This is a genomic window from Shinella sp. WSD5-1, assembly GCF_963942435.1.
Classification (GTDB): Bacteria; Pseudomonadota; Alphaproteobacteria; order Rhizobiales; family Rhizobiaceae; genus Shinella; species Shinella yambaruensis.
This window is the reverse complement of record NZ_OZ012596.1, coordinates 2,444,920-2,458,090: the sequence shown is the minus strand read 5'-3', so window position 1 is coordinate 2,458,090 and position 13,171 is coordinate 2,444,920. Positions and strand designations below refer to the sequence as shown.

16 protein-coding genes and 1 pseudogene are annotated in these 13,171 nt (G+C 61.2%); 12 read left to right on the top strand and 5 right to left on the bottom strand.

The genetic code is table 11. The features are described 5' to 3' along the window. Positions 1-33: 33 nt before the first annotated feature. On the bottom strand, positions 34-285 hold the full coding sequence (locus AABQ55_RS12125) for a DUF1488 family protein (protein ID WP_272805185.1): 252 nt from the start codon (positions 283-285) through the stop codon (positions 34-36). Between the two features lie 419 nt (positions 286-704). Here AABQ55_RS12125 and AABQ55_RS12120 point away from each other — a divergent pair, with 419 nt between their 5' ends. After that, positions 705-1,046: a hypothetical protein gene (locus AABQ55_RS12120; RefSeq protein ID WP_272805184.1), complete on the top strand. Its 342-nt coding sequence runs from the start codon at positions 705-707 to the stop codon at positions 1,044-1,046. 442 nt (positions 1,047-1,488) lie between these two features. Then, positions 1,489-1,791, top strand: a pseudogene (locus tag AABQ55_RS12115) (LysR substrate-binding domain-containing protein); the annotation flags it as partial. 165 nt (positions 1,792-1,956) lie between these two features. Here AABQ55_RS12115 and AABQ55_RS12110 read toward each other — a convergent pair. Beyond that, positions 1,957-2,739 carry an SDR family oxidoreductase gene (locus AABQ55_RS12110; RefSeq protein WP_272805183.1) on the bottom strand — a complete coding sequence of 261 codons (783 nt, stop codon included), beginning with the start codon at positions 2,737-2,739 and terminating at the stop codon, positions 1,957-1,959. Then, entirely contained in the window at positions 2,736-3,062 is a 327-nt protein-coding gene (locus tag AABQ55_RS12105; RefSeq protein WP_272805182.1) for a nuclear transport factor 2 family protein, read from the bottom strand. The genes AABQ55_RS12110 and AABQ55_RS12105 overlap by 4 nt, the downstream gene beginning before the upstream one ends. Before the next feature lie 54 nt (positions 3,063-3,116). On the opposite strand from AABQ55_RS12105, the gene AABQ55_RS12100 reads away from it, so the two are divergent. The 7 genes from AABQ55_RS12100 (at position 3,117) to AABQ55_RS12070 (ending at position 8,274) form a co-directional block, all read left to right on the top strand. Further along, positions 3,117-3,518, top strand: a complete 402-nt coding sequence (locus AABQ55_RS12100; protein ID WP_272805181.1) for a winged helix-turn-helix transcriptional regulator — start codon at positions 3,117-3,119, stop codon at positions 3,516-3,518. A gap of 320 nt (positions 3,519-3,838) precedes the next feature. Next, entirely contained in the window at positions 3,839-4,882 is a 1,044-nt protein-coding gene (locus AABQ55_RS12095; protein ID WP_272807445.1) for an alpha/beta hydrolase, read from the top strand. Between the two features lie 142 nt (positions 4,883-5,024). Then, positions 5,025-6,047, top strand: coding sequence for an alpha/beta hydrolase (locus tag AABQ55_RS12090; RefSeq protein ID WP_272805180.1), 1,023 nt, complete (start codon positions 5,025-5,027; stop codon positions 6,045-6,047). A 117-nt stretch (positions 6,048-6,164) separates the two neighbouring features. Further along, the gene (locus AABQ55_RS12085; protein WP_272807444.1) at positions 6,165-6,509 is read left to right on the top strand and encodes a carboxymuconolactone decarboxylase family protein; all 345 of its coding nucleotides are present in this window, start codon (positions 6,165-6,167) and stop codon (positions 6,507-6,509) included. 49 nt (positions 6,510-6,558) lie between these two features. Further along, a complete protein-coding gene (locus tag AABQ55_RS12080; protein WP_443021150.1) occupies positions 6,559-6,978 on the top strand; it encodes a (R)-mandelonitrile lyase in 420 nt (139 codons plus the stop codon). An 89-nt stretch (positions 6,979-7,067) separates the two neighbouring features. Further along, positions 7,068-7,550 carry a cytochrome P460 family protein gene (locus AABQ55_RS12075; RefSeq protein WP_272805178.1) on the top strand — a complete coding sequence of 161 codons (483 nt, stop codon included), beginning with the start codon at positions 7,068-7,070 and terminating at the stop codon, positions 7,548-7,550. 16 nt (positions 7,551-7,566) lie between these two features. Continuing rightward, complete coding sequence (locus AABQ55_RS12070) at positions 7,567-8,274, top strand: DUF4405 domain-containing protein (RefSeq protein ID WP_272805177.1); 708 nt, start codon at positions 7,567-7,569, stop codon at positions 8,272-8,274. Here AABQ55_RS12070 and AABQ55_RS12065 read toward each other — a convergent pair. Continuing rightward, positions 8,239-9,129, bottom strand: coding sequence for a LysR family transcriptional regulator (locus tag AABQ55_RS12065; protein WP_272805176.1), 891 nt, complete (start codon positions 9,127-9,129; stop codon positions 8,239-8,241). The genes AABQ55_RS12070 and AABQ55_RS12065 overlap by 36 nt on opposite strands. Before the next feature lie 221 nt (positions 9,130-9,350). Here AABQ55_RS12065 and AABQ55_RS12060 point away from each other — a divergent pair, with 221 nt between their 5' ends. Together AABQ55_RS12060 and AABQ55_RS12055 are read left to right on the top strand one after the other, a co-directional pair. Beyond that, the gene (locus AABQ55_RS12060; RefSeq protein ID WP_272805175.1) at positions 9,351-9,908 is read left to right on the top strand and encodes a flavodoxin; all 558 of its coding nucleotides are present in this window, start codon (positions 9,351-9,353) and stop codon (positions 9,906-9,908) included. A gap of 60 nt (positions 9,909-9,968) precedes the next feature. Next, on the top strand, positions 9,969-11,015 hold the full coding sequence (locus tag AABQ55_RS12055) for an alpha/beta hydrolase (protein ID WP_272805174.1): 1,047 nt from the start codon (positions 9,969-9,971) through the stop codon (positions 11,013-11,015). Positions 11,016-11,349: 334 nt separating this feature from the next. Here the strand turns inward: AABQ55_RS12055 and AABQ55_RS12050 are convergent, their stop codons facing one another. Further along, positions 11,350-12,240: an AraC family transcriptional regulator gene (locus AABQ55_RS12050; protein WP_272805173.1), complete on the bottom strand. Its 891-nt coding sequence runs from the start codon at positions 12,238-12,240 to the stop codon at positions 11,350-11,352. A 95-nt stretch (positions 12,241-12,335) separates the two neighbouring features. Here AABQ55_RS12050 and AABQ55_RS12045 point away from each other — a divergent pair, with 95 nt between their 5' ends. Then, positions 12,336-13,079, top strand: a complete 744-nt coding sequence (locus AABQ55_RS12045; RefSeq protein WP_272805172.1) for an SDR family oxidoreductase — start codon at positions 12,336-12,338, stop codon at positions 13,077-13,079. Positions 13,080-13,171: the final 92 nt, after the last annotated feature.

Sequence of the window (13,171 nt, the reverse complement as noted above, 5' to 3'; positions counted from 1 at the left end):
ATCGCCGAAGCTTCGCTCCGGTATTCGGCGCTCTCAGGCGAAATCGGCGCGCGTCAGGACGTAGACCGGTTTGCGGGCGGCGGAGTAAGCGCGGAGGGCCGCCGTGTTGATGGCGACTCGGGCGGCGTCGAACGCCTTTAGATAACCTGCTTCCGAGGTCGCCGCTGATAAGAGGTCCGCCGCCACGAAGAAGGGGATTTCAAACACACCATTATGACCGATGAAGCGGACGCGCTTGCCAGCCTCTTCGTAACTTCTGCTCGGGTTCGGAAAACTGAGACTCATGGAAAGCTCCTCGCGGTGGACGACTGCATCTTCAATGCGAAAAGTAGCCATCGGCGGCGCAAACATTCTCGCTGGCGCACTCTCAAAAGGAAATGTCAGATACTTATCCAGAAATTCGCTGCAGAATGCACAAAATTCCGGTCATTCAAATAAAAAATGAAACTTACGAATGTAAATTTCCGTCATCACCCCATAAGATTATGTGTTTATCGATTGACTTCACCATATCATGAAAAAAAAAATTCTGTTTTTTTATTTTTAAAAAAGAAACTTTTGTAAAAATTCGAAGAAAAGCCAATAATTTAATTTGCTTTCTGCGGTTTAAGGCGTAGATTGAAATTGTCCGGATTGCCATTGGCTCCAGGTCCGAGTGTGGGCCGTATCGATCCCGATAATCATCGATTAGAGGGAATAAAGCCATGTCATTCAGTCAAACCATCGAAAAAGCAAAACCCTATATGGTGGGTTTCGTTCTCGGTCTCGTGGCCGCGCCGATCATCGCCTTCAACGCGGGATGGGTTTCCACCACCAGTGCACGAGCCGAGGCCGTGAAAACTGCGCGCGTAGAGACCCTTGCGGGTATATGCTCCGCCAACGCGGGACGGATAGCCACTGCAAGCAGCACTGATCTTGCGACAGTCAAGGGATATGAAAACCGTGCCAAACGGGACGAGCTCGTCGCCGCCGCAATGGCCGATATCGAGGTGCCGGCGGACCTTCTGAGCAAGGTCACCTTCGATTGCGGACGTATATTGTCCTGATCACGGCGCCATGGAGATCACAAGGCACGACGCCGGAGGCACGCTATCCTTCGCTCCAAATGATTCTATCGTGCTTCTAAGCAGAAAATGGGTCCTGAAGGTTGCCCATTTCTCAACTGCGTTTAACACATCACCCGAAAGCTCGACCATTCGCTGACTTGGTTTCGATCTCAACGATTGATGACCGCTTTCGGAATCTTCCTGCGACCTGCTCGACGACCGACACGAAGGCGCATAGCAGACATTCGGCGACGGATCTTTCAACGTTATCCGAGGTCTTTCCGCAAAGCCGCTTAAAGTGACTACACATTCGCACAACACTTCATTCGATCGATTGAAAGATAGTGCCGGTCCCGCTTTTCAATTAGACAGTTCAATCGGGATGCCATGATGAGCAGAATGTCGGACAGGAAATCTGCGTGACCTGAACGCCTTCGTCATCGTCGCGGAGGAAGGCAGGCTGGTCTTCACCAGCGTCGTGCAGGTGCGCCAGGCCTGCCTCGCCGGCTTCGGCCTTGCTTATCTGCCGCTCGATTTCGTGGCCGGGCATATCGCCAGCGGAGAACTCGTCGCGGTGCTTGCCGACTGGTGCAAAACCTTCGAGGGTTATCACCTCTACTATCCGAGCCGGCGACAGCATCCGCCCGCCCTACACCGACCGCATAGCCCGTCTTGCAAACTACCAGCCGCGGCCAGTCAGAAGGCTGCCGGGTTGGCCGGAACCGGTCGATCCACTTCGGGATAATATCGCGATAAGCCGCCGTCCCGCTCCAACCTCATCTCAATGGTCGGGAGCAGATGCCGTTTAGAGTAGATACCGCAGTTCCCGCCATCATAGATCATGACCGCCCCAGCAATCAGCCGCGATGTGTCGCTTTAGCCGGAAGCTGGCAGAGGATGCCCAGCCCTGTCACAAGGTTGGTATCGTGCCGCCGTCGATGACGAATTCCGTGCCTGTTGCCGCGCCGGCGCGCGGGGAGACGACGAAGGCAATGAGATCGGCAACCTCCGCCGGTCTGGCGGGGCGTCCGAGCGGAATGCCGCCCAGCGAATCCATGACGATCCGCTTGCCGCCCTCGTAGTCGGTGCCCGCCTGTTCGGCCAGGCGCTCGGCCATCGCAACCGCGGCCTCGGTCTCCACCCAGCCGGGAGAGACCCGCACCACGCGAACCCCCTTCGGCGCCACCTCCTTCGACAGGCTCTTGCTGTAGGTCGAAAGGGCGGCCTTGGCGGCCGCATAGGCGGTCGTGGATTCGGGAAGCGGCAAACGGTTCTGGATCGAGGTAACATGCACGACCACGCCCGCCCCTTGCGCGATCAACCCGGGCAGAAGCGCCCGGTCGAGACGGACGGCCGGCATGAGATTCCAGTTCAGCTCCTTGAACCATTCCGCGTCATCCAGCGCCGCGAACCCGCCGCCGGGCGCGGACGAACCGCCCACCACATGCACGACGATGTCCACACCGCCGAGACGATCGAGCACGCCGACGGCCACATCGGCGCAGCCTTCGGCTGTCGTGAGGTCAGCCACGATGAAGTGGACATCTTCCGTCGAATTGGCCGGCACGGTGCGGGCGGTCGTCACCACGCGCGCACCGGCCTCGCGCAGAGCCTCGACCACGGCCGCGCCGATGCCCTTCGTTCCGCCCGTCACCAGGGCGCGCTTGCCCTTCAAGCCGAGATCGAAGCTCATGGGGTGATCTCCAGCCGCGCGATCTTCTCGCCTTCCAGAACGAACGCATAGCGCAGATCGACCGGGCTGCCGGGGAAGTTCCCCGCGACATGGGCCGTCACCACGGTCTGACCGCCTTCCTCGCTGACCGCAAAGGGATCGGCGGTGTAGCTGAACTTCCCGGACGCCTCCGTCTTCCATCGACGGATGGCGTCGCGGCCCCTATGGGTCTGGCGCTCGTCCACGACGATAGCGTTTTCGGTGAAGCAAAGGGCGACGGCATTGCCATCGTTCTGATCGGCGGCGAAATAGGCCGCGACCGGTTCCGGCAGGGTGATCGGCATGAGAGTTCTCCGATTTGTGTTGTCTCCGCAGATAAATCGCCCTAACCTCATCAAATGACAAGAACAGATAAAAAAGTAAGGTACTCACCGGAAGGTAAGTCTTCCCATGGCCATACGCGCGAAACGGCGGCCGAAGGCGTCGAAAACGTGCTGAAGCTGCTCGAAGGCCGGTGGAAGCTGATCATCCTGTTCCACCTGTTCGGCGGCAACGTCATGCGGTTTTCCGATCTCGAGCGGGCAATCCCGGCGGTATCGCAGAAGATGCTGATCCAGCAGCTTCGGCAAATGGAAGGCGACGGCATCGTGCGCCGCATCGTTCACCATCAGGTGCCGCCCAAGGTGGAATACTGCCTCACGAAATGGGGCCAGGCATTGTGCCCGGCGCTCGATGCGCTGCTGTGCTGGGCCGCGCAGCGGGAGGAGGAAGGGGTTCGGTCGCCCACTGTTGCAAACTGAACAGCTGGGTTGTCCAAGACATTTTGTGTGTCGCGCTACTCCAAGGGTTCGCCGTCAGCCTGCCGCCCTGAAATCAAGAGGCATTTTCGGCGCTTAGGAGGACCTTCGGTGCGCCCCGAGCGGGCTGGGCCGTAGCGCTCGACTTTCCCGATGTACTCTCTTCCATGGTTCGCCATTATGAAGCTGACCTTAAAGACGCATCCGGATATCGGCATCTAATCAAGGAATACGACTGGCTCTATCTTTCCCAACGATACGAAATATCGAGAAGGATGGGTGCTTTGTGTTCACGCAGTCAATTCGCCGCGCCGATAATAGCCATGGTGACAATACTTTCCCCCTTGGCCGCCATGGCTGACCAGATAGCGAAGTTCGAGCCGCTGACCATTCAGGATCAAGGAAGCTTCGCCGTCGGCGGAACGGTGGTGAACACCCCCGGCACATACAATAACAACGTCCCCACCGCTGAGGGACAGACGTTCCACGGCGACCATCTCTACGCCTTCTATCAGGTTCCCCCAAACCCCAAGGCACTGCCGATCGTCATGCTGCACGGCGCGTTCCAGTCGGCGCGTAGCTGGGAGACGACGCCGGACGGGCGCGAGGGCTTCCAGACCCTTTTCCTGCGTCGCGGCTTCCCCGTCTATGTCGTCGATCAGCCTCGTCGCGGCCGGGCGGGCAACAGCACCGTCGCGACGACGATCGAACCGGCACCCAACGACCAGCTTTTCTTCGACCAGTTCCGGATCGGCAAGTGGCCGGACTACTTCGACAATGTCCAGTTCGATCGCAAGCCGGAGACGCAGGACCAGTTCTTCCGCTCCGTCACGCCGAACACCGGGCCTTACGATGCCGGCGTGATTTCCAACGCGATGGCGGCGCTGTTCGACAGGACCGGTCCCGGCATCCTCTTCACCCATTCGCAGGGCGGCGGTCCGGGCTGGCTGACGGCGATCAGGAGCGAGAACGTCAAGGCGATCGTGGCGTTCGAACCGGGCAGCGGCTTCATCTTTCCGGAGGGCGAGCTTCCGGAAGAAATGCCGAGCGCAGCCGGCACGCTGAAGCCCGAGGCTGTGCCGCTCGCGGACTTCGAGAAGCTCACCAGGATTCCGATCGTCATCTATTATGGCGACAACTTTCCAACCGAACCAACCGCGGAACGAGGACAGGACAATTGGCGGGTACGGCTCGCCATGGCTAAGCTTTGGGTCGACGCGATCAACAAGCGCGGCGGCGATGCCCGGCTGGTGCATCTTCCCGAGATCGGCATTCGCGGCAATACGCACTTCCCGATGTCCGACCTGAACAATGTCGAGATCGCCGATCAGGTCGCGCAGTTCCTCGCCGAGAAGAAACTGAATTGATGCCCCTGCGCGGGGATCGCTCTTCCCCGCACATCGAAGATTGGAGTTCGACATGACCGACGACGTCATCGACACGAAAAGGCGCGCGTTCCTCGGAGCCTCCGCGCTTGTTCTCTCAGGTGCAATCATAGGAGTTCCGGCAATGATCACTTCCGCCGCTGTCGCAGCCGACTACAAGCAGAACCCGTTCACCCTGGTCTATGACGGGGCGATCACGAAGAACGAACCGGGCAAGGTCAATATCCACCCGGTCAGGTACAAGCTCCACGGCCTCGATATCGTCGCCAACGTCTACACCCCGGCCAACTACGATCCGGGCCGGAAATACCCCGCGATCGTGGTGGCGCACCCGAATGGCGGCGTGAAGGAGCAGGTCGCAGGCCTCTATGCGCAGCACCTGGCGGAGCAGGGCTACATCACGATTGCGATGGACGCCGCCTATCAGGGCGGGAGCGGCGGCGAGCCGCGCAGCGTGGACAAGCCCCAGTTCCGCATCGAGGACATTCACGGTGCAGCGGACTTCATCACCGGCTATGCGGGCGTCGATGCCGAACGGCTTGGTCTGCTCGGTATCTGCGGCGGCGGCGGGTACTCGCTGTCCGCGGCGAAGGCGGACAAGCGCTTCAAGTCGGTCGCGACGCTGAGCATGTTCAACTCCGGCCGGGTTCGCCGCAATGGCTTTGCGGATTCGCAACTCGGCACGATCCAGGAGCGCCTGCGGCAGGTTTCCGAAGCACGCGCCCAGGAGATGTCCGGCGGAGAAATCCTCTATTCAGGCGACGCCAATCTTACGGACGAGCAGATCGCCGCGCTGCCGTTCGAGATGTACCGGCAGGGCTACGAATATTACTGGAAGACGCACGCGCATCCCAACTCGACCTTCAAGTACACGACGAGCAGCTTGCTGGACCTGATGCGGTGGGATGCCACCGACCAGATCGACCTGATCGACCAGCCGTTACTGATGATCGCCGGCAGCAAGGCCGACAGCCTCTACATGACCGAGGACGCCTATCCGAAGGCCACCGGCACGGCGGACAAGGAGCTGTTCAAGATCGAGGGCGCGACGCATATCGAAACCTATTGGATTCCCGAGTATGTCGAAGCCGCGATGGGCAAACTGACGCCGTTCTTCGCCCGGACCCTTGTCTCCGACCGCACATAGTGCGTCGCCCCATTTAAATCAGGCCATCCCCGACGCCCAAGGAGTCATCCATTGAAGACGCTCACCACACGCCTGTTCCTCGCAGCCAGCCTGCTTCTGTCCGGAGGTTTTTCCACCATGGCCCACGCTCAGTCCGAAACGCCGGTGGCGAAACAGCAGTCACGCGCCCAGCAGCTCTACGGCGAGATCGCGCCGAAGATGGCGGAACTGACCGATGACGTGCTCTATGCCGACATCTGGGAGCGCCCCGGCCTCTCCAAGCGTGACCGGAGCCTTGCGACGGTGACGGCCCTCATCGCGCTCAACCGGCCTGACCAGCTTCGTTCCCATCTCAATATCGCGCGTCAGAACGGCGTGACGGAAGAGGAACTGATCGAGGTCATCACGCACATGGCCTTCTACTCCGGCTGGCCGAGTGCGGTTTCGTCGCTCGCGATCGCGAAAGAGGTCTTTCAGAAGTGAGGCCGGCATGAAATCCTCTCTCCTGATCGCAACCGTTCTGGTTTCCGCCATGCCCGCCTTTGCAAACTCGGAGGTCGTGATCACGCGCACCGGCTCACAGCCGTCCGCGGCGGGGCCGGCCGAGAACTTCACCGGCTCCGTCCGCGTGGACGACCGCTTCAAGGGGAGCGGCGAGGCCCGGATCGGCGGCGCGACCGTCACTTTCGAGCCAGGAGCGCGGACCGCGTGGCACACGCATCCGCTCGGCCAGACGCTGATCGTCACGGCGGGCGTCGGCCTCGTGCAGCAGGAAGGCGGCTCCATTCAGGAAGTCCGGCCCGGCGACATCGTCTGGATACCGCCGGGCGTCAAGCACTGGCACGGCGCCAGCGCCACGGTCGGCATGAGCCATATCGCCTTTTCCGAAGCGCTCGACGGCAAGTCCGTCGACTGGATGGAGAAGGTCTCGGACGATCAGTACGGACGCTGATCGCCAATCGATACGAAACCGCGCGGGCCGCCGGAATGGCGGCCTGCCGTCCGGCACCGCATTTTTCGATATCAAAGCGAGCTCCGCTCATGAAAACATTCGCACATCCGGTTGCCTTGAGCGCGCTTGCCGCCTCTGCCGCCTGTCTCATCGGCTGGCAGGTCCATGCGGAACCCAACCGCGTCCAGTTTCCCGACATCGATGCGCTGGTTCACTACACGACGGTCCGGCGCGGCAATGTCATGGAGCACATCATGACCACGCCGGCGGCCATGGAGGCCGTCAAGGCTGGCCAGCCGATCCCGGCGGGCACGCATTTCGTGCTGGTCGATCATCGGGACGGCGAGCTCTATCGCTACTTCGTCATGCAGAAGGGCGAAGGCTTCGGGGCCGAATACGACGACAGCCGCCGCACCGGCGACTGGCAGTTCCAATGGTTCTGGCCGGACAGGTCGATCAACATGGACGAGAACACGGCACGCTGTCAGTCCTGCCACAGTAGCCAGCAAGGGAGCGACTATCTGTTCACGGCCTATCGCATCCCCCGTTTCGACGGCACGCCGGTCGAATGAACGGGAGGCCTGACGCTTGAGCCCTGTCTTTCTCACCCGGCTGTTCCTCGACCTTCTTGCCGCCGGTCTCCTGCTGTTCGCCTTCTCCTACTGGTGGCTCGGCAATGTCGCCCATGAATTGGCCGGAACGGCGATGTTCCTGCTGGTGATCGTGCATAATGTCTTCAATCGCCGCTGGTATGGCGCGATCCCGAAGGCGCGGCGAGACGTGCGGGGCCTGTTCAACATCGTGGTGACGTTCCTGCTTCTCGTTGCGATGCTGGCTTTGCTGGTGACGAGCGTGCTGATTTCCCATGCGCTGTCCGGCGTCATGTCGCCCTTTGGCGGTTTCACCGTCCGGCAGATTCATACTTTGGCGGCCTATTGGGTGCTGGTGATCGTCGCCGTTCATCTCGGCCTGCGCTGGCCGATGCTCATGGGCGTGGCGCGCAAGCTCGCCAGGATCACGCAGCCGAGCGCCGCTCGCACGCTCGTATTGCGCATGATTGCAATTCTTGTCGCGATCCATGGCGTCTGGAGTTCGTTCGCGCTTGCGGTCGGCACGAAGCTCTCCATGCAGATGACGCTCGACTGGTGGAACTTCGAGGAATCCGTCATGGGCTTCTTCGTGCACTGCATTGCGATTCTCGGCCTCTATATCTGCCTGACCTACTACGCCATGAAGGGACTCCAGCTCAGGAAACGCAGGTCAGCCGCCGCGATACCGGAGAATGTCCACCAATAAGGCCAGCGCCGGAGATTGCTGCCGCCGGCTCGGGTAATAGAGGTGATAGCCGGGGAACCAGGGGCACCAATCCTCCAGAACCCGGATGAGCCGCCCATCAGCAACATAAGGAAGAACCTGATCTTCGGGCATGTAGGCCACTCCGAGGCCATCCAAGGCCGAGGACAGCCGCATGGCGAGGCTGTTGAAGATGAGCTGTCCTTCGCCCCGCACCTTCACTTCTCGGCCCTTTTTCTCAAGGCCCCAGCTAAACACGCCGCCATAGGTCGGCAGGCGCGTATTGATGCATTTGTGTGCGGTCATGTCCTGGGGAGATTTCGGCAGCGGATACCGCTCGAAATAGGCTGGCGATGCGACGACCGCCATGCGCATCTGCGGCCCGATGGGCACGGCGATCATGTCTTTCGCGACCTGCTCGCCCATGCGAACCCCGGCGTCGAACCCTTCCGCTACGATATCGGTCAGGCCATAGTCGATGATGATCTCGACCTGTATGTCCGGATAATCCGGCAGGAAGCGCTTGAGCGCGGGTTGCAGGATGGAGATCGCGGGATGTTCGCCGGTCGTGATCCGAACGGTTCCGGCCGGTTTGTCCCGAAGCTCGCTCAATGCCGCCAGCTCCGTTTCGATCTCCTCGAAGCGCGGCGCGAGCGTGCGCAGCAGCCGTTCGCCGGCTTCGGTCGAGGCAACGCTGCGCGTCGTCCGGGTCAGGAGCCTCAGACCCAATCGCTCTTCGAGATTGCGGATGGTCTGGCTCAGGGCCGAGGGCGAAACGCGAAGCTTTGCAGCCGCTCTCGTGAAGCTGCGTTCCTTGGCGACGATGGCGAATGCGGCGAGATCGTTGAAGTTTTCCATCTGGATTTATTAGCTCATCTAAAAGGCTCATGCGGATTATGGCATCTTATCGCAAGCTGCGGCAGGCGCTACATTTACCGACATGATCCTTGGAAGCTGACCTGCCGCGTGCGCCAGCCGCCGCGGCCGGTCGATTGGAGTTTCCAACTGGTCGGCGGCCCCGATCGGAAACAGTGGAGAAAGCCATGGCTACGGACAACCCGACACGGAGGGAAATCCTCATGACCTCGCTGCTCTTGCCTGTCATGGCCGGGGGAGCAGCGTCCGTCTCTCCGTCCGCGGCGGCCCGACTCCCGGAAGGAAGGAGACTGGTCGCTTACTTTTCGCGGAGCGGAAACACGCGGGTCGTCGCCGGTCAGGTCAGCCGGGCATTGCAAGGCGACCTGTTCGAGATCGAGCCGGAGAATCCTTATCCGGCCGACTACTTCGAGACGGTCGAGCAAGCGAAACAGGAGACCGATCGCGGCTACGAACCGCCGCTGAAAGCGACAGTCCCCGATTTCGCCTCCTGCCGAACGGTATTCCTTGCCTTTCCGATCTGGGGGATGACCGCACCGCCCGTGGTCCGCTCGTTTCTCGCCAGGCACGATCTGTCAGGCAAAACCATCGTCCCACTCATCACGCATGGCGGTTACGGGCTGGGCGACAGCCTGGATGTCGTTGCCGACCATGCGCGGCAGGCCAGCCTTGTCCAGGGTTTCTCCATGGAGGCTCCGCAGGAGCGGCAGACCATAGAGCGGATCACGGCGTGGCTGGACACGTTGAACGTCGCGCCGTGATCCTGGGCTCCGGCAACAGGGATGAAGCGAATGACCACGAAACGATCGTCGAGACCATCGTTGGACAAAGTCGCCCTGCGTCCCGCCGGTCTTGCCGTCTCCCTCTTGCTGGCCGCTTCCTCTGTCGCGGCCAATGAAGACAGGGCCGTTTCATCAACAGCCAGCGGTGAACGTGTCGCGGTAAGGGGCGAGACGGGAGAACGGCATGCGCGGCTGAAGCCGGAAAGCCGTCTTGCCGAGCTCCTGAAACACCCCGCTTTCACAGGCCACGCGCGAATGCTTCTGCCCTGGGATGATCGCGCCTACGATGAAAATATGCAGCTCAGCGAAATCGGTTCGCTTCTGCCGTATCATACCAATGTCGATCCCGATGTCGTGGTGTCCGCGCTCAATCGCATGATCGACGATATCAGCGCCGGCAACACCGTCTTCCATGACGTTTATACCCCCGAGGAGAAACATGCGGAGCCGGCCCGTGTGAATACCGGCCTCTTCTTTTTCCGCGGCAATCCGGGCGCACCTTTCGCGATCGTCGCCCCCGGCGGCGGCTTTTCCTATGTCGGCTCCGTCCACGAGGGCTTTCCCTATGCCGCCGAGATCAGCAAGGCAGGCTACAACGTCTTCGTGCTGAAATACCGGGTCGGTTCGGGCGGCAGGCCCGCGACCGAGGACATGGCCGCCGCCATTTCCTATATTTTCCGAAACGCCGGGACGCTTGGCGTCAGCACCCGGAACTATTCGCTGTGGGGTAGTTCCGCAGGTGCTCGAATGGCTGCGGCAATCGGCTCGCACGGCGTTGCGGCTTTCGGAGGCGACGACCTTCCCAAGCCCTCTGCCGTCATCATGGCCTATACCGGGCATTCCGACACATCTGCCGATGAGCCTCCTACCTTTGTGGTCGTCGGCGAACAGGATGGAATAGCGCCGCCCTCTGTGATGGAGCAGCGCGTGGCGATGCTTCGCACGGCAGGCACCGAGGTAAAGTATCGGAGATATGCAAACCTGGGCCATGGTTTTGGACCGGGCACCGGCACGAGCGCTGAAGGCTGGATCGCCGATGCGACGCGGTTCTGGGAAACATTCATCAGGAATAGCGACATGCAGTAACGAGAATGGCCATGAACGAAACCTCGACGCACTGTGCTCGTCGGTGGCGCGACCGGCAGCATCGAACGGCCTGTGGTCGCTTACGATATCGAATTGCCATGCGTGCTTTGGTTCGTAACGCAAATCGTGGGAAGGTGCTTCCGCCGTAAGTCGATGGCAGCGGCGGCGACCTGACTCATGCGGGCTCGCCATGCAAATGGTCAGCAGTCGACCTAATATCCGCGTTGAGCATACCACGGCCTGCCGCCCAAAGCAGACCTTCCGCAAAAGGGCCGCTGCCAGCCTTTCGAGTGGAGCATCCGAAAGGTAGTCTCGGCTCAATCATCATCCTTACTCATCCTGCGCGGGCGTAGAGCGCGGGCGGGATTCCGACGCGTCGGGCAAAGGCAGTGCTGAATGCGCTGGCTGATCCATAGCCAACGCGTTCGGCCACCTTTGCGACGGTGATCCTGTCCCGACGCAGAAGATCCTTGGCAAGCGTCATGCGCCAACCGGCGACATATTCCATCGGGGCGACCCCGACTTCGCGCCGGAACCGCTCGAAGAAGGTGGTGCGCGACAGGGCCGCCTCGCGCGCCAGCGTATCCACTGTCCAGGCCCCTGCCGGCCGGTCGTGAATGCAGCGGAGGGCGATGGCGAGACGGTCGTCGCAAAGGCCGCGCAAGAGCCCGGATGGCGCCGCCGGGCCTGAAGCCGATCGCAGGGCCTCGATCAGGAGAACTTCCAGGAGCCGCGTCAGGACGGCCTCGCGGCCGGGACGCTTCGCGCGCATCTCGTCGTTCACGAAAGCCACCAGGGCGGCCAGCCGCTGCTCGCCGCGCACATGCACGAGCTGTGGCAGAAGTGAAACGAGAAGATCGGCATCGTCCGAAGCGAAGGTGCAGTGCCCAACCAGCATGCGCAAATCAGGCGCCACGCCCTCGGGTCCAAGACGGAACACGCCCGGGCTTGTCTCGACCCTTGCCGCCTCCCCTCCTATGCAAGGGGCCAGGCTGGACATGACGAAATCGTAGGCAGCCGGCGCGAGTACGAAGTCGCCGCCCTCGAGCATGACGGGCGCTTGGCCGGCGAGCTCGAGGCGGCAGCGTCCCTCCAGGACCGCGCAATAGAAGGGCTGGCCTTCGTCGGTGCGATGCACGCGCCATGCACCGCCCGCGACGACGAGCTTAGAGAGATCGGCCTTGGGTTGCAGGAGACCGACGACTTGGCTGAGGGGATCCGACATTTTCGTACGATCGCAAAAATTATTCGTACCTTCTATTATAGAACATCCGGCATTTCTTGCCTATCCTCCTGTCATTCCCAACAGGAGATCATCTCATGACCACCATCCTTATCACCGGCTGCTCTTCCGGCTTCGGCCTGGAGACGGCGCGCTTCTTTCTTGATCGGGACTGGACGGTCATCGCCACGATGCGCACGCCGCGCGAAGGTATCCTGCCGCTGTCCGACCGGCTGCGCGTTCTGCCGCTTGACGTGACGGATGCAGGCAGCATCGAACGCGTCGTCGAAGCTGCAGGTCCGATCGACGTCCTCGTCAACAACGCCGGCGTCGGCCTCATGAATGCGCTGGAGGGCGTGCCGATCGAAAAGATCCGCGAGTTGTTCGAGACCAATACGATCGGCACCATTGCCATGACGCAAGCCGTTCTGCCGCAGTTCCGTAAGCGGGGCGCCGGTACGATCGTCAACGTGACGTCCAGCGTTACCCTGCGCGCTCTGCCGCTCTTGTCCGCCTATACGGCGACCAAAGCTGCGGTGAATGCCTTCACGGAATCGCTGGCGCTGGAGTTGGAGCCGCTCGGTATTTTCCTGCGCCTCGTTCTGCCGGGTGCTTCGCCTGAAACCGCGTTCGGTGCGAACGCCCGTGCCCGCATGGGGATGGAGGTGCCCGAAGCCTATGCCGGAGTTATGGCAGAGATCGTGGCCAACCGGCAACGCGCGACCGAATTCACGCGCGCCATCGACGTCGCCGAGGCGGTCTGGCGTGCGGCAACCGATCACGCCTGTCCTATGCGCCTGCCCGCTGGAGCGGACGCTTTAGCCTGGTCGAAGTCCGTATGATCGTTTATCCGTCCATCGAGTCGACATACCCACGCACGGCTTTTGGGGGATCGGAAGCTGCCAGTCCGTTCACGGTTAGGGGACATTGAATA

Coding starts and splice junctions, on each gene's coding strand:
- AABQ55_RS12125 (WP_272805185.1), bottom strand. CDS start 285: ATGAGTCTCAGTTTTCCGAACCCGAGCAGAAGTTACGAAGAGGCTGGC.
- AABQ55_RS12120 (WP_272805184.1), top strand. CDS start 705: ATGTCATTCAGTCAAACCATCGAAAAAGCAAAACCCTATATGGTGGGT.
- AABQ55_RS12110 (WP_272805183.1), bottom strand. CDS start 2,739: ATGAGCTTCGATCTCGGCTTGAAGGGCAAGCGCGCCCTGGTGACGGGC.
- AABQ55_RS12105 (WP_272805182.1), bottom strand. CDS start 3,062: ATGCCGATCACCCTGCCGGAACCGGTCGCGGCCTATTTCGCCGCCGAT.
- AABQ55_RS12100 (WP_272805181.1), top strand. CDS start 3,117: ATGACAAGAACAGATAAAAAAGTAAGGTACTCACCGGAAGGTAAGTCT.
- AABQ55_RS12095 (WP_272807445.1), top strand. CDS start 3,839: ATGGTGACAATACTTTCCCCCTTGGCCGCCATGGCTGACCAGATAGCG.
- AABQ55_RS12090 (WP_272805180.1), top strand. CDS start 5,025: ATGATCACTTCCGCCGCTGTCGCAGCCGACTACAAGCAGAACCCGTTC.
- AABQ55_RS12085 (WP_272807444.1), top strand. CDS start 6,165: ATGGCCCACGCTCAGTCCGAAACGCCGGTGGCGAAACAGCAGTCACGC.
- AABQ55_RS12080 (WP_443021150.1), top strand. CDS start 6,559: ATGCCCGCCTTTGCAAACTCGGAGGTCGTGATCACGCGCACCGGCTCA.
- AABQ55_RS12075 (WP_272805178.1), top strand. CDS start 7,068: ATGAAAACATTCGCACATCCGGTTGCCTTGAGCGCGCTTGCCGCCTCT.
- AABQ55_RS12065 (WP_272805176.1), bottom strand. CDS start 9,129: ATGGAAAACTTCAACGATCTCGCCGCATTCGCCATCGTCGCCAAGGAA.
- AABQ55_RS12060 (WP_272805175.1), top strand. CDS start 9,351: ATGACCTCGCTGCTCTTGCCTGTCATGGCCGGGGGAGCAGCGTCCGTC.
- AABQ55_RS12050 (WP_272805173.1), bottom strand. CDS start 12,240: ATGTCGGATCCCCTCAGCCAAGTCGTCGGTCTCCTGCAACCCAAGGCC.
- AABQ55_RS12045 (WP_272805172.1), top strand. CDS start 12,336: ATGACCACCATCCTTATCACCGGCTGCTCTTCCGGCTTCGGCCTGGAG.